This is a genomic window from Selenomonas sp. GACV-9, assembly GCA_900116485.1.
In the GTDB taxonomy this organism is placed as follows: Bacteria; Bacillota; Negativicutes; order Selenomonadales; family Selenomonadaceae; genus Selenomonas_A; species Selenomonas_A ruminantium_G.
Genome location: FPAX01000003.1, coordinates 20,151 through 46,090 on the forward strand (window position 1 = coordinate 20,151; position 25,940 = coordinate 46,090).

The window sequence follows — 25,940 nt, forward strand, 5'->3', positions numbered from 1 at the left end:
TGGTAAATATCATCTCAATAAATCTGATTTTTTTCCATAACTAGTTATGTATGCCCCCTTCTGTGCTCTAGTAAGGGCTACATACAGCAAACATTTTTCTGAAACTTCTGCTTCCTGTTTTGCCACAGAGTCATCGATATCAACTACATTACTCAAGGGAACTATGCCTTTATTTACTCCTGCGATAAACACATACTGAAATTCCAATCCTTTTACCCGATGCATCGTTGCTAAACGAATGCCCTCCTGATGGCGATCATCCATTTTTTCTTTTTTCAGTTCATAACAGCGGAAACCACACTCAGTAAATGCTTTGATATAGTTATCCAGCATATTATGAGTCCTAGCCGTAATGCAGATATCTTTGAGCGGTATGCCACTTGCTTCCAGGCTATTAATCTGTTCTTCGATAAATTCAATTTCCTTATTAGCCGAACGGAAATATTTTACCATCGGTTTCTCTCCATGTGTCAATGATTGGCACTCGTCTTTATCGAGAGCTTCGCCATCCAGGTCATCAAAAGAGATGCCTTCTAACAAGGCAAACGCATACGCTCTTGTCTCTTCCGTCGTACGATAATTGATGCGCAGTATGCTGCTGCGTCCCCGTACCTGGATGCCGCACTTGGAAAGGACTGTTTTATTGCGATAGATACGCTGATGGGAATCACCAACAATAAAGATATCATTCGGGTGTTCTTCACCGGCAATGCTGCGGATCAGCTCCATAGCAATAGGACTGAAATCCTGTCCTTCATCCACAACGATATACGGATATAAGGTTTCATGCTGTTTATCAATGAGGAAACGGCACTCATCCATTGCCCACTGAACATCCCGCTTACCTGCAGCCTTCATTTGGCGCTGATAGCTTTCAAACACGGCCCAGACTTGCTTACGCATATTGCGATTCAGGCGTACCCCACGCCCATTACGCGAGCAACGAATATACTTTGCAAGATTCATAGCATGCTGTGGAATAACCACGCGTGCCCATTCTTCTGCATAAAAATCAACTGTCAGGCCCGTGTCTTCAGCCATAGCTTCACCGATTGCATTTTCCCAGCAATTCTTCAGGAACGCATCATTATACTCAATACGGGCATCATAACCAGCATTCCGCATGAAATCACTTACCCAGGAATCCAGGTTGATGACTTCAATATGACGCAATTCGTCATTGGTGCAGATCTTTCGCAGGTTGTCCTGAATATCCGCTGCCAGATTAGCCGTGAATGTTGTGAAGAGCACCCGCTGACGTCCTGTCAGTTTCCCCGCTAAGCGTCTAGCCCTATGCATTGCTACCACCGTTTTACCAGTACCGGCACCACCAGTTACACGGGCTGATCCTGAATAGTCCTTATTGACAATTTTACGCTGTGCCGGATGCAGGAACACACGCCATTTTTCAAGAGGTCGCTCCAGCATCGCTTGTAAATCATCTTCGCCTTCTACCACACGGAAGAATCTCTGATTTTCAACATTATCCAAAGCAGCACGAAGGTCCATTGCTTTAGGAGCTGCATTTTCTCGTTCAGCTTCCAAAAGTTCAATTACTTCGTCTACTGGAATATCTTCTAGAATCCAAGATAAACCCTCGTAGACATCTGGCGTAATGATACCTTTGCTTTGAATAAACATATCTTTGGATGTCAAAGTTCGGATGAATGGCAGCTGTTCTTCAGGGACTCCCAACTTCAGAAGGTTATCATCGGTAATATCCTCAAAGATTCCCTTTACCTGCACTTGTTCTGTAATTTCTTGTACCGTATAAAGCTGAATCGCACCTGTGAAAGGATTGATATTGCAGCGTTTCCGTTCTGCCCACGCATAGGCCTCGTCATGATGATCTACCCATACAAGTAAAAATACACCACTCTTATCCTCACGAAGAACAATGCCACGATAAGTATCATCGATTCGTACAGACCAAACCTTCTTATCCAGTTTGCTGGCAATCTTCTCATAATTTATTGCAGGTGACGTCGGATTGCTGCGGAACTTTACCAAGAAATCTGAGGTATGCTTCTGTGCCTGCGATGGCAGTCGGGCAAACGAATCCAGAAATGTATCACCAATGACTACTTTCACATCACTCATGCCTTATCCCCTCCAAAATACTCATTCACATTGTCTACCGTCTCATCAAAGACAGTCCATCCTGCCTTCTCGAAGTTATCACGGCTCTCCTCACAATCACTGATAATGAAGGCCAGTTTTCGATTGCTCCAAGCTAATTCGACACCGTCAAGGACAGTATCGCCATCCTGGACGTCTTCAGCAACAACATCAGGCAATTCAATTCCCTGTTCACACATAGACGACAGTAACATCATCTCCTGTTCATCTGCATATTCCTTCAATTTCTCAATAATTTCATTCCAAGGCGAAAGAACACCATCAGTCATCTCATTGTCATCCGTAATCAAATCTGGAATCGGCAATGCCAGATAGACTTTATCCTGTATACCAAGTTCAGAAACACCAATGAAATTATCCATAAACTGCATCACGTTATGGAAATGCCAGAAACCATTCCATTCCTGTTCATATTTATCACCACGCCAATCGGATCTATCCTCAAGGACCGCTGCGACCGTTATAGCTTTAGCAGGATTTTCCTTGTAGCGAACAATATCCATGCCCATCAAACAGCTTAAATCCGACTGTGAAGAACGTGGCTGCCACCAGCCAAATATCGTCTTACCAAAACCAAAGCTCATATCAATAAAATGACTCTCTTCTGCAATAGCTCCGATTTTCTGATTCCATCGATTGAATTCCAATTTTGCCGTTGCCTTGCTCTTCTCCGAAAGCGACATTGCATAAGCGTCTGCTTGCCCACGGAACTGGTCCTCGGCATTGGAAAGACTCAGGTACTGCATCAACATTTCCATTGCTGTGCTGCGTGAAGGTTGCAGAGACATTGCATTTTTCTTTTTAACCATTGGGCTATACATTTGCGGACCTGAGGGCATCTGATTGGCATCCAGTGCATTGGTCGCGAAATCGTCCTGCACTTGGAAAACAGACTGTACATCCTTATAGCTCAACGACCAGACACGGAAATTACCGCTGCGATGAATTGCCTCACGTTTTAAGGTATCATCGGCCACCTTATCCTTGTGATAGAGGAATCCGTCCGTAAAAACAGCGACTGGTAAATGCTGCCCATCACTGGTATCGAAATTCGGCCACAGAACAAAATCAGGCTTACATTTGACACTGACACCCTGCACCTGATCAAAAAGCACCTGTGGTTCAATTTCCCAAGAATACCGCTCAACCGTATGATGCACAATATTCTCTTCTGTGATGTTCAAGATGTAACCTTGCTTATCATGGACGAGAGCCTGTTGGATTTCCACCTTGCGGTGCTCATTCCCCATCTGACCAAGAGCAACGATGAATTGCTGCTCTAACTCGCTGTCGAAAAGATGATTTGTCTGCACACTGTCTAATTTATCAATTTTCTCGATATTATCCTTACCACTCAAAATAGTACGAAGCAGCTTGATAGCCACCCGACGGGAAATATCGCCGATATTACGGCTTTGACGATATGCATAGAGACAGTGATAGCATCCATCTTTATGGGGATCATCCTTACAGTTGCAATTCTCCAGTACCTGAAGTGCCTTCTCAAAAACAGTAGCCAAAGCATCATTATGCTGCATAAGCTGCTTGAGATAACCTGTTCCACCTGGGACAGAATCATATAAGACCAAATATTGTTTACGGTAATCCGCATTCTTGACAGGAACTTCACTGACTGTAGCCCGCAGGTGATCTACATTGCCAAAGTACTCCTTCATGCCCAGCATAAATGCTGCTGTAAAGGATTCTGTTTTCATCCGTGTTCCCACAGCTGTTGTCTCCGGAATCAGGATACGGAGAACCTCCGTTGAGAATTCACGATAAAGGAACAGACACTCTTCTTCTGCATCTTTTACCAACGCTTCATTCTTACGCGTTTTACAGTATGGTGCATGATTGATTTTGCCTTCATCATTCTTGATACGACCGCAATATTTGCAGACATGGAATCCTTTACGTGCTTCCTCGATACCATTGACGGTCATCTCCTCTGTCTTAGCAATATCTGCCTCACCAAAGTTTATCTCTCTCAAATCTGCTTTGCGGACAAACTCATAGCCAAAGGGAAATTCATCATTATTCATCGAATAGGCACTGACGATATCCTGATCTTCGTCTACATCGACCAGAAGCTGTTTCGTATAGAATTTCACCTCACGTGAATCACTTCCATCGTCAATGAGACTTTTGTTCATATCCATATTAGAATAGACCATCTTAACCTTCAGCATCTCACGAACTTGCCCATCATCGGCCCACATAGGACTGCCACAATGCGGACATGCTGCCCGATTCTTCAGTGTCGATTCCGGCTCTGCATGAGCACAGTTCGGGCAAAGACGCCAAAGCTCAGGCTTCGACGAATTCATATCCACTTGGTCGATGGTGAAATGATGGCCTCCCGCAAAAAAGCTATTATCGGGCGCAAACTCGCTGATTGCTGACGAAGCAGCCCGATTATACTCATAGACCGTATTCTGATATTTGCTCTTTTTCTTTGATGACGCATCCTTAACATCATCATCGACCTTGCGGAACAGGACGGCCTTCAGCGTAATTCCTTCTTCCGGGAAAGCATAATTCGGCAGCAATCCCTCGTCCGAAAGGAAGTTAAAGATATCCTTACGCTTCAGATTCTTTTTGACATTCAGCAACGCCATCTTTTCATATTTTAGAGTCTTGATTTCTTCCTCATAGGAAGCGTCCTTCGGCTTTGCTTCATATTCCTTTTGCAGGATATTCAAAGTCTTGATATTCTTATTGATGCTGTCAATCTCCTCCGCCATTTCACGGAAACTTTCCAACACACGATTCTGTAAAGGCGGCTCTGACAAGCCTTTTCCTTTGGCAAAAATCTCCAATTCTTCCCTGGCTTGGTCATCCAGTTCATTCTCAAATAAACGGGTAAACATCTGGAACAACTGCGCCTTTTTCTTCTGGACATAATTCAGGTAATTATGCGGGAAGGTATCTGCTGTACCATTCTTGACATTCGTTACCGCTTGCCCAAGATGCTTGGGTATCGCAGCTTCTTCTGTTCCATTCTTGATCCAGTTATCCATGCAGAAAGCCATAAACTGACGCTGGAGCACCGCAGATGCCCTTAAGAAAATATGTGGTGTAGCCACCGTTCCCTGCATCATATCCAGGGGCTCTGTATAGAAATACAAGTCATGGGCACTGGTATTCGCCACCACCAGAACCAGAGAATTGCCATCCGTACGGCCAGCTCGGCCTACGCGCTGAAGGAACTGAGCCTGTGCTGGCGGCATACTACACAGAATGACCGAAGACAAATCACCGATATCGATCCCCATTTCCAAGGTTGGCGTGCAGGACAGTACATTTGGATCCCAATCCTGTCGCTGCTCTTTCTCACTGCGCTTGAAATCATTCTCGACACGCTCTCGATCCTCACGCTCCAATAAACCTGTATGCTCGTAGGCATGGATACGTACCAAATTCCCTGACCGATACAATCGCCCATAATAGCCCAGATTTGCATCTTCGTCGATTTGCAGATAGCCACCACAATTCCGTCTTGCGCAGGAAGCCCCTTCCATGACATCTGCAAAATCGCGTGAGAATGCTGCTTCATTTCTGCAGTCATCACAAGTAAAGGACAGAACATCATCCGAAAGATAAACATGCTCTTTGTTGAGTCCATAGATTTTCGCATGGCTGTCCTGAGAAGGCATTTCCTGTAAGATGCCTATTTTGACAGCTTCCGCCAAAATAATGCTGCTGATTTGATCAGCTAGATCTTCACGCATCAAGTCATCTGCGTCCATACAGCTTTCAATCAAGGATGTGTATTTCCAATTTCTAGTCGTATCGAAATAATAAGGACTCTTCCCCTGACCATGCCAATCACACAGGAAGCGTGGCGTATTACGTCCAGACTGCAGACCTGGCATCCAGCGTACATGATCATTCGACAGAAGGTAAGGATGACCATTTTCCGCACAGTAACGATAAAATACCCTGTCATCAAAAGCGCCATTCTGACGCAGAACAGTAAGCCAGCCATAGACCATACGCTGGAAATCAATAATTGACGACGAAGTCATGACTCCTAATTCATTGATTACATGCTCCTGCACTGCCTCTGCCAAAGCATCGATTTCTTCCCTGTCAAACGTCAGACAGGAACAACCAGACTTCTCCAAAGTCCTGCCGATACGGCTTGTAACGCCATATTCCAGCATGATTTCATAGCCAAGACGTCGACGGATATCATGCAGCAAGTCCTCAGCCGTCTGATCCTCGCCCAACTGTCTATTCTCTCGCAGCTCCTGATAGCCACGCATCCAGGTCATATTTGGTGGAATGAAGTAGCTGACAAACGTTTCCCGTGGCATCGTATTCTCATAGTAATCCAGGAAATCCCGCACAAAATCCACCAGATTCTGGTGATGGAAATGTTCTGTTCCAATAAAATGCTGAATAGCTCCACGAAGTCCAAATCGCCAGGTTCGCGAATTGAAGAAACCGGCACGATGAGCGGCATCCTGCACACTGTCGGAAAAAGCCAGCGTCTTCTTATCATCATTGAATGGCGATGCCATCATCTGAGAGATGCTGGCACTGATTTCCGTTGTACTCCGCAAGCCCATCAGAGAAACCCCGCGACGGCTACCACAGAAAGGACATTCAATCTGCTTATGCTTCTGCGACCCAGACGTCTTGATTCTCGGCACTAAGACATCAATGTATTCGCCGTTATCCTCTGGGCAATGCGTTGCTTTATCATCTATGAAGGAAAGATAGTGGCAGTTTGGACAGAGCTTAGCTGGACGCAAGTCTTGGGATGCATGATCATGGCTTCCCGGATACATCAAAACAATCTTGTCACTGGCATTGAAATAGAGATTATAGAATCCCTCCAGATTCTTGATGACCGCATGATGCTGTTCATCCTCTACCGCAGCCCAGCCCGTCGCGCCACAATCACGACAGTTCACTACCGGTAAATAGGCTTTCGTCTGCTGTGCATTGAGATCTGGAGCCAACATGTAGTCGATATTATGTCCAGAGACACGTCCCATCAAACGGCGAAGTTCACGCATCCAGAGCTGAACTTGAACGAAAAGAAACGGAATGGGATGATCAGCGCTGCCTGTCCGTGCATAAGATACCAATGCGAAAAGAGAATTCAAACCAGCATCTTTATCCGTCCAGCTATCCATAGCCGGAAAACGGCTCCGCAATTCTTCGTAAAGGCCACTGCACTGCCAGTAGTTTCCCTTCATCAGCGTAATGGCATCCTGGAAAAAGCCATGCGACTTCAGCGCTTCCCCCAATGCCAGGCGCTCAGAAACAACATTCTCTCCAAAAGTAAGTCCGGCCTCCGGGAACCATGCTCTGGCTGCCGCACGCAGATATGCTGCTTCATCCTCCATATCAGACAATTCCACAAGCTCCTGCACATCCTCTGCGGATGGCAGCTGGACCGATTCACGTTCAATCCCTGCAAAGAACTCCTCAGGACTCAGACGATTCTCCGTGACCACAGACTCATCGTCAAATACTTCACCAAAAACTTCTGATGCATACTGACGAATCTCCTTGTCGCTCCCTTTATCGCCCATCGTAGCCGATGTTCCTACGCAGCAAAGATATCCCATAGGCGTATAGAGGCGAGCTTTCAAACGACGCAATAGACAGGCCAAATCCGTTCCCTGCGCACCATCGAAAGTGTGAAACTCATCCACAACGATATATTTCAGCGTTTCCGGATTATTATCATGCCAAAGACCTGCATCCTTTGGACGCACCAGCAAATAGTCCAGCATTTTATAGTTAGTCAGCAGGATATCCGGAGCCTGATTGATCATCGTCTCATGGTCAGTGATAACCCCCAGAATATTTTCTTCCTTATTGGGTTCAGACATCATAGTTGAGCCTTTGCCACGACCACCACCAACATACATACCTGCCGTGATGCCTGCCGCACGAAGTTTCGGACTGACATAGATAGCCTTGGCAATACGCCCGGCCTGATCTGTTGCCAGAGCATTCATTGGATAAATAATGAGCGCCTTGATGCCTGGCTCCCCCTGATGCTGATAGCAGTATTCCAGGATTGGATTCAGGAAGCACTCTGTCTTACCTGAACCGGTGCCTGTTGCTACCAAGGTCGAACGGCCTGCATCACCAGTCAACCGCTCATAGGACTTCTGCTGATGCACATACGGAAGAAAGGATAATTCTACTCCTTCAAAAAAGTCTGGCATCGTCTCTGCCTTACGGAAAGGCAACTTCACGGATACATACGGCTCATGATAGACCGCATCATGCTCATCAAACATAGATGACAATGATCCCGCAAAGGGCGCGTTCGTCATCGGAAATGTTGTCTCAATATAATCCCGCACTCCTTGCTGGAGCTGCTTCGCCAAAATAGATGGAAGCAAAGGAATCCCTCCAATATATAAACGAAAAAGGACACCTGTCCAAGACAGATGCCCTCACATAAAACTAGGGCATCGTCAGCAACGATGCCCTTACAAAAGGTAAACCTTTTTGATGTTGACACCATTATAACCGACATGGATAGAAATGTCAATGAATATGCTGAATCAGATTTAAGATAAACCGCAGTGAGGAAACTACTAATAAGTTATTTTCAAACTGCCCCAATGATGGCTCAATCATTTTATGGGAAAGCTGATCCCACGTGTTCTTCATTCGCTCCTTGGCTTCCGAGGAAACCAGCTGATCATATACATAAAACAAGCCCGTCATCTCCAATAAAGGACGATTCGAGAGCTTTTTCGAACGATCATCTTTGCTCATGCCCAATACATGGGATGCATAATCTGAGATATATTTCGGCGGTCTTGTCCCATCACTAGGAGCAAAGTTTACGAATAAGCAATTGTTATGTGCACAAGCATTGCGCATACTCTTTACCATGTTAAGAATACCTTTTGGAATAGTATTCGGATGCGGGTACTTATTCCTATAGTATTCGAAAAACTTCAGCAAATCGCCAAAAGTCAAGAGCTCCAGCAATACCCATACCGGACAATCAATCTCCGTTATCTTTTTCTTAGGATAACCTTCATCTGTTGTTACAATCTCTACAGTAAAGTATTTTTCAAACAGGCCTTTGGTATAGACGCCCCCACTGGTTCGAACTAAATTCTCGCGAATATACGGATTATCCCTCAGAAAATCCTCAACAATCTGATAACCATCTTCTTCATCATTGTCCTCAAGTTCCTGCAGCAAATGTACCTGAATGGCATGCTCCACATCAATGCTCATCTGCAGCAGCTTTTCTCGAAACTCTTTATCCAATGCAGATAATGTTGTCAGATTCTGAAAATCCAGCTGGATATATTTTCCTTTGTTATTACCGAAAATATGCTTCGGATAGTTCTTGCGATAAGCTGCCGTCCGCATATAGTTATTACGCTTCTTGAGGTAAAGGATAGCATCCTCTTCATTCATGAGGTCGAAGCGAATTCCCTTTTCATTCCGCATCATTGCAATCAGTTCTTCGGATTTTCGTTTTGGTTTTAATATTCGATTACACATAAATATGCACCACTTCTACGCCCCACATTTAATACTTACTAGCAGATGCTTTTGCTTTTGCATCTATAATTATAACAGTTGCTGGATTTAAGCCTTTCAAGGTCATTTCTTGGAATTTATCATTGACTGCTTCTATCCTTTTGCTGCATTTTCCATTATCAACTAATACAAAAATTTTATTTTCTGTTTTTTCCGCCTTTGCATATTCTTCAATCTGTATTTCCAACCCATGAACACACTGAGCGTTTGAAGTGAGCTTTACTTCTATAACAGTCTTATCATTCCCACGACTAATTTTGAAATCGACTGGTCCTCTCCCCATATTTTCTTCCGGATTCATATCCCAATTATGCTCTTGACAATACAAATAACCAACTGCTTGAATTGTTTTTTGTACAAACTTTTCCGAGTCCCAATTGAAAGGATTTATTATTAAATCACTTCCTTTTTGAAATTCAACCCAATGTTTAAAAGCATCTAATATCTTCTTTGATGCCTCAAATGAGTTATTAGCATTTTCCTCAGAAAATCTAATTTCATCAAGTATCGTATCTATTACATACTGTTCATTATCCATGACATTTAATCGACTTACATTTTCAGCATTATATCCTGAAAGAATTCTCATAAGTTTTTTGGGATCATTCAAAACGTTTTCTCGAATCCATTTCTTCTTCTCTTTAATAGAATTTTTGTTCCAATTATCCAAAACTATTTCATTTATTTCATTTCGAATAACTTCATTTTCTCGACAAACGCGTTCAATATCATCCCAGTTACGAGCAATTGGCATTTCTTGAAGAATGTCAATTGGCAATAATAAAATCTTTGTTTTTTTAAAAGGATTTAATGGTATTCCTTCTTCAAAACTAATATTAGGATAAGCCGTTTCATTAATTTTCAATTCTTCATATATTCTTCTAGAATATGCATTAATATCGTCATATACCAATCTAGCAATCATATCACTGATTCTATCTGGTCCAACATTTTCTTCAAACAAACTAATCAAGTGAAACAGCTCAGGATGAATAGATGCTTTTTTGATAATATGATATGCATCTTTGATTATCTGTTCTCTAAGGGTATCACCAAAGCCCGCTCCATGACCACTTTTAGAAAATCCAAGATTTATTCCATTTACTTCTGAAAAAGAAAATTTCTTAAAAGCGGATTTATAAAATTTGTCTTTTAGATTTGTCGATTCTGCAGATTCTAATAGCATTTCTATTTCACTAAAATATTTATTAATATTAGCATACGAATCAGCAAATTCAGGAATAGTCGTCACTTGAAGTCTCTTAATATTTATAAAAAATGGACTATCCTTATCTAACAAACAATCAAAAACACCTTTTTGACGTATAACTCTTTTATCTATAGAGAAATAAGTTGAAAAAAGTACGCTCATGAAAATCCTCCGATGTATTTTTACTATGGAATTAATCCTTATACTTTTTTTCAAAAAATCCCCATACCGTATCATAATCTTTTTCACGATCACAACAGATGAATGGCGCGACGTATTCTACCGTGCGCTCGCGAGGACCGCCTGGCTGAGTATCGTCGGTGAAGGAATGAGCATAGGTCTTTCCAGCCGAATAATCTTTGATTGTTTCCCATTCATTCTTGTCTACACCGATGTATTTGCGTCCCTGGTCATCTTTTCCAGTCATGCCTTTGTTGACGGTGAAGACAATACGACCATTGGCATCGTACCAGGTATCGGCTTCATAGCTCTGTAAAACAGGGAACTGGATACGGTAGATGGTCTTAAGCTGCGTCAGCGTCATGCCTAGAGCCATCGCCGTCAGAACATCAAGCTCCACCAATGCCTCACGGCGCTCATAGTCTGTACGCAACGGCGTATGCCAATCCCATTGACTGGTCAGATTTGCAAATTTTGACTGATCAAGCCGGGAATTTTTTTTTGCCCATGAATCAGTGCCATATGACTTGTCAAATTGCCGCTGCCAAAGATCAGCATAGTAAACAGTTAAACAGTTCAGTAATAAAGCGCGTAATTTGATGGCATTATCAAACTTCGAATGAACAATCGGAAAAAGCATATTCGTATTATAATTTACATGACCCTTTCCAATGGTTTTTACCAGAAAATCAAATGGTAAACTGCATTCCAAACCTGCCATCAATGGCACAAAAGCTTCATCTTGATAAGCTATACCAAAAACGGTATTTACATAAGCTGTTCCTGGCGGAATAATACATGCTGCTAAAGTACGTTCCGATGTAGAACCAACCATTTCACGATTCACAATACGATAAAGTGAATAAAATTTCTTTTTCCATGGTGTTATAGGAATCCGCCGTTGATATTCATCCATCGAACAAGATGGCTTATATTTACTACGAATAAGATAGCCTTCGGACATATCCGTCAGATCTACTCGATCATAGTCGCTATTGACTTTATAAATTCGTCGTGTAGTTTGGAAACACGGATTTGCTATATTGATATGCGCACCAGATAAAATCATCTCTTGATATGAGTCAGGAAAAGATACATTCGTAACCATAGTACCATCTTGTTGTGAATTTGTCTCATTCCAGAATTGTGTGGTATACACAGCATCTTCTAAACCTGCGACTTTATCCTTTTGTTGATTTAGGCACCTCAACACCTCAAGAAGTTCTTTTGCATGGATAACAGGAAGGCGTGCCTGCTGCCATTTACATCCACCATCAAACAGGTTAGCAAAAAGTTGCAGTTCCTTCTGGGTAATATGAATCATACGATGAGGATGACCAGTAATATTCCATCCACCTTTTTCATCTTTGAATCCTGGAATAGCTTTCCATTCGTCACCATCAAAACATTCCGCAATAGTAGTTGGCCAATACAGATTATTGATAACTGTAAACGCGATAGCGTGTGGACCACCATAAACGTTCAAAGAGAACGTGGTATGGTGGTGCACTTCGTGGAAAATTTTACGTTCATTTACGAACGCGAAACGCGTCCGCAAACGCCCGTATAAATTTTCCCGAAGTGCACCACCGTTCGGGTCGTCGAAGACGCCTTCTGGATGCACGAAAGCTGCGATGCCTTCCTGATTCTTTCGATTAGAAATTGTATAGAATGAAAGGGGTAAGAAACATTTGTAAAGATTTGCCTTCTGTCCTTTAAGTGATGGATAATTTGTCGTAGCGTTTAAGAAACTTTGTTGACCAGCCATTCGTTCATAGTCTTCAAAGTAATGGGCATACGTCGCTGCATCTTCCAATGCCTTTTCACGTTCCTGTGTGGTCTGCATTGCCGTCAATTTTTTCACAGCAAACATTGGATTTTTATCCCCAAGGATGCTCTGCTCATTCCACTCTAACTTGACCCAAGGCGGGTTCCCGATTTCGAGGCTCATACCTCCTTGATCTTTGAATACATCGGCAAACTCCAACTCCCAATGCAGGAATTTATTCTGACGAGCAATCTTTCGCACCAGTGCCATACGTGGGAACACCATACACAACTGATCGATATCCACTACAGTTCCCGACGGACTGATTTTACGCAGTTTTTCCGCCATAGCATCTTGTTCTTCCTCGCGGGCACTGGCAAAGAGTCCCAACTGCTGATCATGATCAAACAGACTCTGCTCCGGACTCATCAGGTCTTCACCACCACTGGTAGAAACCGTTCCATCAAGAATAAAGCCTAATTCAGCCAGAAACTGGTCACGGGTTGGCAGTAAATCCGCCTGATTGATTGGCCAGAACCACAGTGCGCACCAGTAATCCATAGCAAACCGCAAACGAGCATACGGTCCAGCATTCTTCATATGCTCAGACTTATAGTATTTGCGATAGATTTCATCCTTGCAACGAATGGTCGTATGGCTATCGTATACATCATCCTGATAACCATAGATGGAGAGTTTATCACGTGTCTCCCGTTCAATTGCCTTACGCAGTTCCACCTGTTCATGCCATAAGGTATCGATGGACTTGGAAAGTTTCAGCATAACCGAAACCTGTTCATCATCATACGGCTTCGTGAAATCTTTCTGCCAGGTTTTGATTTTCTTGATGTTCTCCGGTTCCAAACTTTTGATGACTTTATCACCGTAGTCTGCCATCCCCGGATCACCAGTCAGAAAATGATATACCTGCTTCTTCGGCATACGATATTTATCTGTCTTGATGCGCTCCGGCGCATTTTCGTACCAGCGCATACCTTTGCCTGTAGACTGGAGCTCACTGACCGTATAGCATTCACGGCGGGCACCAATCAAGGAGTTGCCATTGACCAGCTGCGTGCCGAACCAGGGCACGAAGCCACCTTCATGGATGGTGTTGAGCCAGAGAGACACCTCTGCCAGCTCTACAGCCGTTGGATTTAGGTCAACGCCATAGACATTGCGGTCCGCAATGAACATCTTGATTTTCTGCAGTTCCTGAGGACGGCGGTCATAGGACAAAGACTCGCCCAGTTCTTCCTGACGCTTCTTCAGGTAGGCTTCTGCCAGCTGATTGATGGCTTCGTTGAGGAATGCGGCTGAGCCCATAGCCGGCTCACAGACGGTCAGCTGCAGAATATCATCAGCGGTCTTGTCTTTCAGCAGTTCCTTCAACGCGTATTTGACCAGACATTTCGTCAATACTTCCGGTGTATAGTAGGAAGCGGAAGTCTCGCGCTCACGGCCTGCCAGACGATAGATGAAGCTGCCCTGCTCATAGGTACGCAGGCTACTCTTTGGATTCTTCGGTTCTACACGGACACGCTCTTCTTCCGTATAATTGTCCAGTTCTTCCTCTGGTACGAAATAACCAACATCCAGTTCATTGAACTCATCCTTGGCACGCTTAACTTCATAGAGCTTTTCCTGTGCAATAAAACCACGGTATGAAAGCAATGCCTCATAAACGGCACCCATCTGGTTGATGCCAAGATTTGCATAGGAAATACGCCCCCGGCGGGCATTCTTTTTGCCCGTATCACGGGTCAGGCTCATGAGATTGATGATACGCAGCATCACACGGTTCCGAAGTTTGGCAGAATGAACCAACTGCGTACGCTCCGGATCGAAAATATGTGCTTTGAGCGGTGGCAGGATAAAGTCATCCGTATGGCTTTCGATTTTGCGGTATTCCGCCTGCTTTTCCTCTGTTGTAGGGTAACCGGTATAGATAAGCTCGAAGAGTTTCTTCAGCGTATCGCCAATAAACGTCCCTTCCAGTACCTTTTCATCAGGCTGGATAGACATCTGCTCGGCAATCTCACGCAGGCTCTCTATGGAATAGCCAGTCACATAGGAAGCTGCCTTCATTGGTGCATAGCCGATATCTTCCCTTGACTCCATGAATAGGACGAAGAGCATCCGATACATGTAGCGCAGACACTGAAGCGTCAAATCCCCCGCATCCACAGGCTCCGCTACCATATCCCTGCCCTTGTTGTTCTTCAAGTCATAAAGGACCTCATTGCCCAGCAGCTCGATGCTTTCCCGCAGCGCATATTTGAGGTCTTCGGAAACTCCCGACACATTCTTTTCCGATGCTTCATTCAACTCATCCAGCAGAGATTTACCATCCTCCGGGCAAAGGCTGTCATGATGCAGCAGTACTGCCACGACCTGCCAGGTACTCTCATCATTGCGGCTGAACAAGGTTTCCAAATCAAAGGACAGGCAGCGCTTCTCATTCCATTTATTACGATCCGCCAGGACAATCTGATTCATCCCGATGAACAGCAGCCAACGTGGCGGCTCCGTCTGGTCAAACAGAATTTTATTGGCCAATTCTTCGTTACCAATACTTGTCAGGCTTAGTTCCCCCATGTCAGGAGAGAATACACGGCTTTCCATGACTCCAGCAGAAAAATCCTGAGAAGCGGATAACAGTACCCACAACAAGGGCGCGCCAGTACTCTGCTTGATTTCCAAAGCTACTGGAACTGGCAGTTCTTCCTGCCCCTCTCCCAGCATTACCATTTCCGTCTTCATAGCAGGATAACCAAGAGCCGTCAGATATTCGCCTGCCAGACCGGCAATTTGTTCCAGCGTCTCTGTATCAAAGCGTTCTTTCTGGAATCGTTCATGAGCCATATAGTAATGTCGGCTGGCAGCCCGCAGCTCCGACCATGGCGTTTTCGATTCCGTCTCTTTTGCGGACGTTTTCCAATCCGTAATCTGCGTTTTGATGTTGTCGGCAAAAATCGTGCTCAGATAATGGTTTGTATAGTATTCATTGACATTATCAATGCCAGTCAAATCGATATCTTTCCCCACCATTGTCAGTTAGCTCCTTTCTGCTGACCAGTCAAAACAGCAATAACACGGATATAAGGCTGATTTTCGATAGTCATAGAATCATTGACCCACTTCGTGAAGTCCTTGAATAACGCATCCACTTCACGCATTTTCTCTTCACGCTTACGCTCACCCTTATTTTGGAACAACGTGAGCTGATAAGCTTTATGTTTGTCTTCCAGTTCTGCCAGTTTCGTGAGCTCTTCATCAATCTGATCTTTTGTTCGCTCCTGATACGCCTGATAGAATCCTGCCAGATAATCTTTTGCCTGTGCAACTGCATCCTGCAGCAGTCCCTGATTTGCGGTCTTTTCTCCTGCATGATGATTCTCACGGTCTACCTGATTGGGTATAGCATTCTCAGCCTGAACATGTGCTGCAGACAACACGCTCTCCAAGGACATTGCCTCAACGAATTTTCCCTTTTCATAGCGCAAACCAAACCACTCATCGACCAATGGTGTGGATTTTCGATTAGGAATACTGCCATTCATCAGGAAAATGCAGGTATCATCCGGCAGATTCGGCATGACAGCCAGCGGTGCTTCATCCCGATTATAAATCAGGCTTGCCTTATCATTCACCCAATCGAATATAGGGTGAAGCGGCCACAGATACTGGACTTCCGGCCAGGCATCGCCATTCTTGTCCTGCTGACATTTACGGACTTCATCCATGCAGTACGTTTTATCGCTGACCAGACGCAAGGAATTTTTATCCTTGAGCATATCCGATACTTCTGCAGGCAGCAGACTCTTCATGCGATGCTTGATGTCTGCAGTCAGGTTGATATCGACTCCATGCACAGTCTCAAGTTTCGAGACGGGATGCTCCTCCGACTGATTGAAATACTTCATGGCCTGGAAGAGATACTCCGTATCACTGTACAAAGTTTCATCCTTGCTGATTTTTGGTGCAGAATCCTCCACTTCTGATGCATCAGACAGCAGGAATTCCAATGGATCGAACTCTGCCACGTTATCATCCATCATCTTGCTGAACTCCTCAGCACTCTGCCCCTGCTCCATTGCCTGGGATACCACAGACTCTTCTTCCTCCACAGCATACTGTCCCAGAAGCGTTGCCGGATCGCCAATGTTCTTCAGAGCCTGTTCTTCTTTCTCCACAAGAATCTGCAACAGACGGATGTCACCACGGATTTTCTCATTCTCCGTTTCATTGACCAGATAACGAATATCTGGCTGCTTCGTCTGTCCATAACGGTCAATACGACCATTGCGCTGCTGGAATACCATCAGAGACCAGGGCAAATCGAAATGAATCATGCGATGGCTTAGATAATGGAGGTTCAAACCTTCTGATGCGACATCTGAAGCCACCAGTACACGAACCTTCGCACTAGCACGACCGAAATCCTCAACAATCCGTTGCTGGTCCTCATCGCTCATGGCACCGGAGATTTTCTCAATCTCGCCCTTCTTCAAGCGCAGATCTTTCGCCAACTGTTCATACAGATATTCCATCGTATCGACACGTTCCGTAAAAATAACGATACGGTCATCGTCAGTTTTGCGGTTCCAGGCATACTCTTTATCCTGCAGAATATCTAACAATTTCTGATAGCGTGAAAAGCTACTGGGAGTAATCTGTTCCAGTGCAGAGTGAAGCTCTTCCAGCAGACGGATATCTTTGATCTGGTCATCCTCATATTTCTTCCGCAGCTTCTTTAACCGAGACTCGATGGTCCTCATGCAGGCAGCGGGGCTGGAAAATAATGCTTTTTCCAGGCTTGTCTTGAAGAGCTGGCCTTTTCCCTGCTTTTTCTCGATATCCATATCCAGCTGCATTTCTGTGAATACTTGATAGGCATCTTCTTCCGCGAAAGATGCCCGGCATTTTTCCTCAGAAATCTTACGGTCCAAGACTACACCGCTCATCTGGTCTTTGACATCCTTCTTGAAGCGGCGAACAAAAAGTCCTTTGATTTCATCTGCCGTATATTCTTCCGGATTTGCAATAGCGGTCGGATCCAGCATATTCATCAACGAAGCAAAGCTTTTCGCCTTGCCATCATGCGGCGTAGCCGACAGCATGATCATGGTATCCGAACGGCCAGCCAGCAGTTCTGCCAATCTTGCACGCTGAGAGGTACGGTCACTACGGGATGCTACGCTCTGTGCCTCATCAATGACAATGATATCCCAATAAGCACGTTCCAGATGGGTACGGTAAGCCACATCATTTTTCAACGTATCGATAGAGATGATGGTTTTATCGTAATAGAAGAACGGATTATAGGTAGATGGCAATTTTGCACGAATCTGACGAATCTTATTGGAATCAAGGCGCACCAAAGGAATGGTGAAGCGATTCCACATTTCTTTCTGGAACTGCACCATCATAGCCTTGCCGGTTACGACCAGGATTCTTTTCCCCTTACCACGTAAGATAAGTTCGCTCATGAGAATTCCCGCCTCAAGAGTCTTACCAAGACCAACTGCATCTGCAATCAAAATACGTTGCCGTGACTGATTCAATGCAATCTGCGCCGGTTCCAGCTGATAATTCATCGTATCCATCGCAGCACGATTACCTACATGGATAGCATTATCGGTAGGGATACGTTTACGCCACTGACTTTCAAGATAAAGGAGCGTATTACGATACTGTGGCGATTCATCCACAATCAGCTTTACCTTTGTCGGATCTACTGGAATAACTGTATCAATATCATCCAAGAAAATCGCATTGCGATCCCTTACCAACGGAGAGATGCCGATGCAATGAAGTGCACGAGCTCCCATGGTATTCTTTTCTATCTTCTTAATCATCCATTCTTCGTCACGAATGATGACGCGCATCCCCGGTGCAAACTTCGTCATGTCAACCTCCCGAACCTCTACCTATACGACTAGCCTTCACTCATCTTCTGGCACAATCTCAATCACATCATCAAAAGTACAATCCAACACCTGACAGATTTTCACCAAAATAGCCAGTGAGATATATTCGTTACGAGATAACTTAGCCAAGGTACTTCCACTGATTCCAGCCATTGCCGCAAACTTTGTCTTCTTCAAATTTTTATCGATTAGGAGCTTGAACAATCTGTTATAAGAAACTGCCATAACATCCTCCTTACTACATGCGCATTATATTATTAATTATAACAAAAATATACGACTTTGCGCACATAAATAAGAATGTATGGCCCAACCTTATGTAACCACTGCCAATGACCTTTCAAACAAGTATGTGCCGTATTTCTACCAGCATCAAAAAAGCCGACATTGAAATCGTCAACTTGACCACTTCGATGTCGGCTCTATTTTTAATTTCTCTTTTTTGTCAGCTAGTACCGCACCTGTTCCCGGAATGCCTTCCAGTCGATGAACGATTCGGCGTCGGGGTGTTTGGCAAAGTACTGCTGATGCTCTTCGGCGGCTGCGCGGAAATCTTTCAGCGGCGCAGCCTTGGCGTAGCATTTGCGTACGGCTTTGCTGTTGGGGTCGTTGATGGTGAGTCCAGCTGCTGTTGCCGCCGGAGCTTTGCCGCGATTGGCCAGAAAGTGCATGTAAAACTGCAGATGTGGCTCGTCTTCGGCATCGGTATACCAGACACCAGCCCGGAAAGCCTTGCCCACCGCCTTGCCTTGGCCGTCGGGACGGTATGGTGTCACGACGGCGAACAGGATATCCATCAGCATGGAGAGATCCACTTTTTTCGGATTGTACTCGACTTCGATGCCATGCACCTCATCGTCGTTACCCTCTCCCGTTAGGTAGCCTGTCCGCGTGGATAGGACGCCGGGCAAGCCAGTGAATACGGCCTGCAATTCGTGGAAATCGCCCCCCGAAAAGTAAATTTTTTTCGTATACATGCCTAACGGCCGCCTCCCTTCTCTTCCCGCGGATGGAACAAATCATCCTGCCTTGCGGCCGCCCGCTGTACATCAAACATGCCGATAAGCTCGGCCACTGCCTGCGTCGGCGAAATCGTACCGTCAAGAACCGCGTCCTTTACCTCGGGCATCCGGCCTTTGATGACCGGATCTTCGAGGAACAGGTTATGCAGATGCTCATCGATCATGCTATGCATCCAGTCGAGCAGCTGGCCATCGCGGCGCTTTTGGAAGACGCCGCTTTTCTTGGTCATCTGTTCAAAGGCCTGCATGACCTCCCAGAGCTCTTCAAGCCCTGTCTTTTCGATGGCTGAGGCCAGATACGCATGCGTGGGCCAGCCTGGCGTAGCCGGACGGATGTATTCGATCATGCGCTCGAATTCGCCGCGGGCCACCTTGGCCTTGACGAGGTTATCGCCATCGGCCTTGTTGATGACGATGGCATCGGCAAGTTCCATGATGCCTTTTTTGATGCCTTGCAGTTCATCGCCAGCGCCAGTAAGCACCACGAGCATAAAGAAATCCACCATCGACCGCACCGTCGTTTCGGACTGGCCGACACCGACCGTCTCGATGAGGATGATATCGTAGCCGGCAGCCTCACACATCAGCATGGTCTCGCGGCTCTTGCGGGCTACGCCGCCCAAAGTGCCACCGGCCGGCGACGGGCGGATAAAAGCCTCGGGCCGTCTTGACAGCGTTCCCATCCGCGTCTTGTCGCCAAGAATCGAGCCTTTCGTAACCGAGCTTGTCGGATCGACCGTCAGGATTGCCACGCGATGCCCCTCATCGCAAAGCATATTGCCTAAAGCCTCGATCATGGTGCTTTTGCCGGCGCCCGGAACGCCCGTGATGCCGATGCGCAGGGCCTTGCCCGTGCGCGGCAGCAGCCGCTGGAGCACACGCTGGGCCTTCTTGAAATGACGCGGGCTGTTGCTCTCGATAAGCGTAATGGCCCGCGACAGTGTCATGCGGTCACCGCGCGCCACGCCTTCGACATATTCATCCTCGGTCAGCACCAAGCGCCGCTTGGGTTTCAGTTTGCCACTTTGGATGGCCGGATTGATATTGCCGACTGTCGTATCCTTGATGCCTTCGATGCCGCCCATGACCGAGCAGGCAAATTTCTCATCCTTTTCTTCTGGCACCCAGCTCGGTTTGCTGACCGAATATTTCTGTGCCATGCGTATTACCTCCCTATGCTTCTGCGAGCTCTTCTTTCGCCCGGTTGATGAGCAGCGTCAGCAGCTTGCAGCCAGCTTCCGGGATATTCGTCCCCGGCGCAAAGATAGCCACTGCCCCATGCTCGTAGAGGAAATCGTAATCCTGTACGGGGATGACACCGCCGATAGCGACCATGATATCTTCGCGGCCGAGTTTTTTAAGCTCCTCAACCAGCTGTGGCAAAAGCGTATTGTGGCCAGCGGCCAGCGAGCTGAACCCGACCATATGCACATCGTTATCGACGGCATCCTGCGCCGTTTCCTCCGGCGTCTGGAACAGCGGCCCGACATCGACATCCCAGCCCATGTCCGCAAAGCTGGAGGCGATAACCTTCTGGCCGCGGTCGTGGCCATCCTGGCCCATCTTGGCGACAAAGATACGCGGCCGGCGGCCCGTGAGTTCCTCGAATTCATCAGCCATGTGGCGGGCTTTTTCCAGAGCACTCTTATTCGTGAACTCCGACGAATAGACGCCCGAAATCGTATGGATGACGGCCTGATAGCGTCCCGAAACCTTCTCGACCGCATCGGAAATCTCGCCGAGCGTGCAGCGTACGCGCGCGGCCTCGACAGCGCATTCGAGCAAGTTGCCGTTGTCGCGGCTGTCCGCCGCCTTTGTGATGGCCTCGAGCGCGCGGCGCGCATCGTCTTCGTTGCGCTCGCTGCGGCATTTCTCCAGGCGCTCGATCTGGGCCTGGCGCACCGCCGTGTTGTCGATGGCAAGGATTTCCAGCGGATCTTCCTTGTCGAGACGGTATTTGTTGAGGCCCACGATGGTCTCATTGCCCGAGTCGATTCTGGCCTGCCGGCGGGCCGCGGCCTCCTCGATGCGCATCTTCGGCAGCCCCGTGCTGATGGCCTTGGCCATGCCGCCCAGGGACTCGACCTCCTGGATATGGGCCCAGGCCCGGCGGATGATCTCGTTGGTCAATGCCTCAACATAATACGAGCCGCCCCAAGGATCGATAATCTTGCAGACCCGCGTCTCATCCTGGATGTAGAGCTGGGTGTTGCGGGCAATGCGGGCCGAGAAGTCCGTCGGCAGAGCGATGGCTTCATCCAGCGCATTGGTATGGAGGGACTGGGTGTGCCCGAGGGCCGCGCCCATAGCCTCCATACAGGTACGGGAAATGTTGTTGAAGGGGTCCTGCGCCGTCAGCGACCAGCCCGAAGTCTGGCAATGCGTGCGCAGCGCCATGGATTTTGGATTCTCCGCGCCAAAGGATTTGACAATCTTGGCCCAGAGAACGCGCGCCGCGCGCATCTTCGCCACTTCCATGAAGTAGTTCTTGCCAATCGCCCAGAAGAACGACAGGCGTTTGGCGAAGGCATCGACCGCCAGCCCGGCATTGATACCCGTGCGCAGGTACTCGAGACCATCGGCCAGCGTGTAGCCAAGCTCGATATCCGCCGTAGCACCGGCTTCCTGCATATGGTAGCCCGAAATCGAGATGCTGTTGAACTTCGGCATGTTCTTCGTCGTGTACTCAAAGATATCACCGATGATGCGCATGGACATGTCCGGCGGATAGATGTAGGTGTTGCGCACCATGAATTCCTTGAGGATATCGTTCTGGATGGTGCCCGCCATGATTGACTTGTCAACGCCCTGCTCGATACCGGACTGGATATAGAAGGCAAGGATTGGCAGCACCGCGCCGTTCATGGTCATGGATACCGACATCTGGTCAAGGGGAATGCCCGAGAACAGGATGTTCATATCGAGCATCGAGCAAACCGAAACGCCAGCCTTGCCCACATCGCCGAGCACACGCGGATTGTCGGCATCGTAGCCGCGATGGGTCGGCAGGTCGAAGGCAATGGACAGGCCCTTCTGGCCGGCAGCCAGGTTGCGGCGGTAGAACGCATTGGATTCCTCCGCCGTCGAAAAGCCTGCATACTGACGGACGGTCCAGGGACGGAATACGTACATCGTCGAATACGGTCCGCGCAGGCATGGCGGAATGCCGCTGGCAAAATCGAGATGATTCATATGGTCGTATTCATCATGGTTATAGAATGGCTTTACGGGAATATGTTCCATCGTGCGCGCGGTCATCTCGTCATAGCTGGCGCTGACCTGCTGTTCAAAGAGCTTCTGCCATTCTTCTTTCGTATGCTGCGGTGCCTCCCGCAGATTCATGCTCGTAAAATCCGGATTCTTGAACGCTGCCATTATGCCATCATTCCTTTCTTCTGCTGCAGGAACTGCAGGATTTTGTAACAATTGGCTCGTACCGAAATGTAATCGTCAATGCCCGCCGCGTTGTACGTTTCGAGCAATTCTTTCGGTGCGGCTCCAGCCAGATAGACCGTAGCCGCTGGCAGCGCCTTATGAAGTTTTGGTGCTAAATCGGGAACGATTTCCGGATAGGTCGCATCGGTCGAACAGATGACCACGGCATCGGCCCCGGATTCAGCGGCAGCAGCAGCAGCCTCGTCCGTCGTCTTGAAGCCATCGTTGCGCAGTACCTCGAAGGCACCGACCTGCAAAAAGCCCGTGGTAAAGTCCGCCCTTGCCTTATGCTGCGGAATCGGCCCCATATTCGCCAGGAAAATGCGCACGTTATCCCCCTTGTCGGCTGCATATTTTTCCGTGCGGTGACGCAGGGCCTCAAAGCGTTCACTCCAGCGGTGCGGCGTGATTTTCTCGACACTTGGCGCCTCACCAGTCTTTGGCAGTGCTGCCCAAAGCTCCGGCAGAGTTGCCCCAGCCTCGGCAGCCGCGATAGCTGCCGTCACCCGGTCTGTTTGGGCTTTCGACAGGGCCGCGAGTTTCTCCGCGCGATACTTGCCGTCGATATCCGCCAGATACGCTTCGATGGCCTCGGTACGCGCTTTTTTATTTTCGGCCCAATCCTCGGTGCGCGGGTCGAGAAGTTTCTCCGTCATATTCGGGTACATATTGTTGCCGACGATGCGATCGCGCCGGAGTTCCGCATTCTTGAACCGCTCCGCCAGCACTTCGCCAATGGCTTGCTGAGGTTTCCCCGCCTTCAGTGCCTCCACGATGCCGCCGGCGCCTTCCACTTCCTTGAAGGCCTCCCAGATTTTTTCTTTGACCTGTTTCGTCAGCGTTTCTACTGCCCAGGAACCACCGGCCGGGTCAATAGGCTGCAAGAGGCCGAACTCTTCCTGCAGGATAATCTGCACGTTGCGGGCGATGCGGCGCGAGAACACGTCGCCCTTGCGAATCGGTTCGTCAAAGGGGGCATTTTCAAAGGAGTCGATGCCACCGACAACCCCCGAAAAGATTTCCGTGGTATTGCGCAGCATGTTGACATAAGGGTCATAGACCGTCTTGAAAAAAAGTGCTGGTCTGGCATGGACATGCATGCGCTGGGACTCGGTATTGCCGCCAAAGGCCGCGATGATCTGTGCCCAGATGGGCCGCATCGCGCGGAGCTTCGCAATCTGCAGGAAGAAATTCGCCCCCATGGAAAAGCCGAACAGGATTTGGCTGGCCGCCTCATCAATGGAAAGCCCCCGCTTCTGCAGTTCCCGCAGGTAGGTTACTGCCGTGTCAATCGTATAGGAGGCTTCCTGGATGTCACTGGCACCGCCGCGGCTGTAGACGTCACTGCGAACCATGATGGTGCGCAGGCCCGGTGCATTGGCGATAGCCCATTTGGCGCACTCCGCCATTTCGTCATAGCGGTCGCTAAGGGCTGCCGCCAGGGTTCCCCGCTCGGCCAGCTCGCCAATGGGGTCAGCACCGATAAAGCCGCGGACCGCCTGCATGTCTTTTCCCGATGCCCGGCGCACCGCCGCCACCATGGAAAGCATTGGCAGGGCCGTCTGCCCCGCATAGATGTACAGCGGATGCTCGTCAAGCTTTAAGCCATCCAGCAATACATGGAGGTCATCCAGCGTCGTTACGCTGCAGCCCTCGTCCCCGGGCTTTTCCGCCTCACGGGCATCCTGACCGGTAAGCGTTGACTGGTCAAGTTTGATATGGTAAATCGTCGAGCCTTTTTCCAGCTCGTATTTCAGCAGCTCATTGTTCTCAGCAGGCATCGTCTCATCGCAGGCCTGGGCAACGCCCCAGGGCGACTTGATGTAGCCATTGGGCCGGGACCCACGCAGGAAATCATCCATGCCGGGGAAGGACGTGCGTGGAAGGATTTCCTCGGTGGTATTGCGGAAGTACATGGGATCAAAGGTGATGCCCTCGTAGGTCTTCGTGAACATCTTCTTTTCAAAGGGTGCGCCCTTCAGGAGCGTAATACAGTTCTCCTTCCATTCTTCATACGTCGGCGGCGTAAACTCGTCGAGCGGTACATCGGGGAACTCGGTCTGCTGCTCAGCCTTCTTCAGGATGGCCTGCAGGTCGAGTTCCGACTCTGCCTGTGTCTTTGTTTCATTACTCATATACATTTCCCCCTTTAAAGGTAGAATAATATATGCTCCATTTCATCCGCCCAGGCAAAAAAAGAAGGGTCTCGATCCTTCCACAAATCGAGACCCTTGCTGCAACAAAGGCAGCCAATACATAGAACTGAATGAAATGTATGAGCAATTTCTTCCCCACAGAAGATTCCATGAGGAAAAACCTTTCGCCTAAAGTCAAGAACAGCGAGAATACATACCACAATGAGCCCATTCCCTGCTGCATGCGGAAATAGGCTCATCTTGAAAAACATTCAGTTCTAACGGTCAGGTAAAAGCCTGACTCTTTCTAAACTAAATCGTCCAAGATCCCCATCCCCATCGCTCGCAGGTCAAACGGTGATCGTCAATCAGGCAGTTCTCCTGGCTCCAGTTCATCGCTCCTCCGCGCCTTCCCAAAGAGGCTTTTTCCCTCTCCAGTGACATATCTGCGGAGTCGCTCGCTGTTACAGTGGCGGGACCGCGCCGGATTTTACCGGCTTCCCTATTAAGTCTTGCGACACCTAATCCAATCGCTATATTCTATTTTAACTGAAATTTATTTTACTATTGTTTTGG

At 47.6% G+C, this 25,940-nt stretch carries 11 protein-coding genes and 1 riboswitch; all 11 genes read right to left on the reverse strand.

Translation table 11 applies throughout. The annotated features are described in order from the left end of the window. Positions 1–9: 9 nt before the first annotated feature. Positions 10–2,100, reverse strand: a complete 2,091-nt coding sequence (locus tag BM322_RS04525) for a UvrD-helicase domain-containing protein (protein WP_075428727.1) — start codon at positions 2,098–2,100, stop codon at positions 10–12. Then, complete coding sequence (locus BM322_RS04530) at positions 2,097–8,513, reverse strand: DEAD/DEAH box helicase (protein WP_075428728.1); 6,417 nt, start codon at positions 8,511–8,513, stop codon at positions 2,097–2,099. Before BM322_RS04530 ends, BM322_RS04525 begins: the two co-directional genes overlap by 4 nt. A 148-nt stretch (positions 8,514–8,661) precedes the next feature. Continuing rightward, positions 8,662–9,642, reverse strand: a complete 981-nt coding sequence (locus BM322_RS04535) for an Abi family protein (protein ID WP_075428729.1) — start codon at positions 9,640–9,642, stop codon at positions 8,662–8,664. Between the two features lie 28 nt (positions 9,643–9,670). Next, positions 9,671–11,053: a hypothetical protein gene (locus BM322_RS04540; protein WP_075428730.1), complete on the reverse strand. Its 1,383-nt coding sequence runs from the start codon at positions 11,051–11,053 to the stop codon at positions 9,671–9,673. Positions 11,054–11,084: 31 nt separating this feature from the next. After that, complete coding sequence (locus tag BM322_RS04545; protein ID WP_075428731.1) at positions 11,085–15,890, reverse strand: N-6 DNA methylase; 4,806 nt, start codon at positions 15,888–15,890, stop codon at positions 11,085–11,087. A 2-nt stretch (positions 15,891–15,892) separates the two neighbouring features. Further along, positions 15,893–18,751: a DEAD/DEAH box helicase gene (locus tag BM322_RS04550; protein ID WP_075428732.1), complete on the reverse strand. Its 2,859-nt coding sequence runs from the start codon at positions 18,749–18,751 to the stop codon at positions 15,893–15,895. Positions 18,752–18,787: 36 nt separating this feature from the next. Next, positions 18,788–18,997: a helix-turn-helix transcriptional regulator gene (locus BM322_RS04555; protein WP_075428733.1), complete on the reverse strand. Its 210-nt coding sequence runs from the start codon at positions 18,995–18,997 to the stop codon at positions 18,788–18,790. A gap of 224 nt (positions 18,998–19,221) precedes the next feature. Beyond that, on the reverse strand, positions 19,222–19,749 hold the full coding sequence (locus tag BM322_RS04560; protein WP_075428734.1) for a peptide-methionine (S)-S-oxide reductase: 528 nt from the start codon (positions 19,747–19,749) through the stop codon (positions 19,222–19,224). A gap of 2 nt (positions 19,750–19,751) precedes the next feature. Then, positions 19,752–20,954 (reverse strand): methylmalonyl Co-A mutase-associated GTPase MeaB, encoded by a 1,203-nt coding sequence (gene meaB / locus BM322_RS04565; RefSeq protein ID WP_075428735.1) that lies wholly within the window; start codon positions 20,952–20,954, stop codon positions 19,752–19,754. A gap of 13 nt (positions 20,955–20,967) precedes the next feature. Then, entirely contained in the window at positions 20,968–23,169 is a 2,202-nt protein-coding gene (scpA, locus tag BM322_RS04570) for a methylmalonyl-CoA mutase (protein ID WP_075428736.1), read from the reverse strand. Continuing rightward, positions 23,169–25,364 (reverse strand): methylmalonyl-CoA mutase family protein, encoded by a 2,196-nt coding sequence (locus BM322_RS04575; RefSeq protein ID WP_075428737.1) that lies wholly within the window; start codon positions 25,362–25,364, stop codon positions 23,169–23,171. Before BM322_RS04575 ends, scpA begins: the two co-directional genes overlap by 1 nt. Positions 25,365–25,717: 353 nt before the next feature. After that, positions 25,718–25,904, reverse strand: a riboswitch (cobalamin riboswitch). Positions 25,905–25,940: the final 36 nt, after the last annotated feature.

Bases quoted from the DNA above. Each gene is read 5' to 3' on its own strand.
- BM322_RS04555 (WP_075428733.1), bottom strand. From the start codon at position 18,997: ATGGCAGTTTCTTATAACAGATTGTTCAAGCTCCTAATCGATAAAAAT.
- BM322_RS04575 (WP_075428737.1), bottom strand. From the start codon at position 25,364: ATGAGTAATGAAACAAAGACACAGGCAGAGTCGGAACTCGACCTGCAG.
- BM322_RS04545 (WP_075428731.1), bottom strand. From the start codon at position 15,890: ATGGTGGGGAAAGATATCGATTTGACTGGCATTGATAATGTCAATGAA.
- BM322_RS04540 (WP_075428730.1), bottom strand. From the start codon at position 11,053: ATGAGCGTACTTTTTTCAACTTATTTCTCTATAGATAAAAGAGTTATA.
- BM322_RS04525 (WP_075428727.1), bottom strand. From the start codon at position 2,100: ATGAGTGATGTGAAAGTAGTCATTGGTGATACATTTCTGGATTCGTTT.
- meaB (WP_075428735.1), bottom strand. From the start codon at position 20,954: ATGGCACAGAAATATTCGGTCAGCAAACCGAGCTGGGTGCCAGAAGAA.
- scpA (WP_075428736.1), bottom strand. From the start codon at position 23,169: ATGGCAGCGTTCAAGAATCCGGATTTTACGAGCATGAATCTGCGGGAG.
- BM322_RS04535 (WP_075428729.1), bottom strand. From the start codon at position 9,642: ATGTGTAATCGAATATTAAAACCAAAACGAAAATCCGAAGAACTGATT.
- BM322_RS04550 (WP_075428732.1), bottom strand. From the start codon at position 18,751: ATGACGAAGTTTGCACCGGGGATGCGCGTCATCATTCGTGACGAAGAA.
- BM322_RS04560 (WP_075428734.1), bottom strand. From the start codon at position 19,749: ATGTATACGAAAAAAATTTACTTTTCGGGGGGCGATTTCCACGAATTG.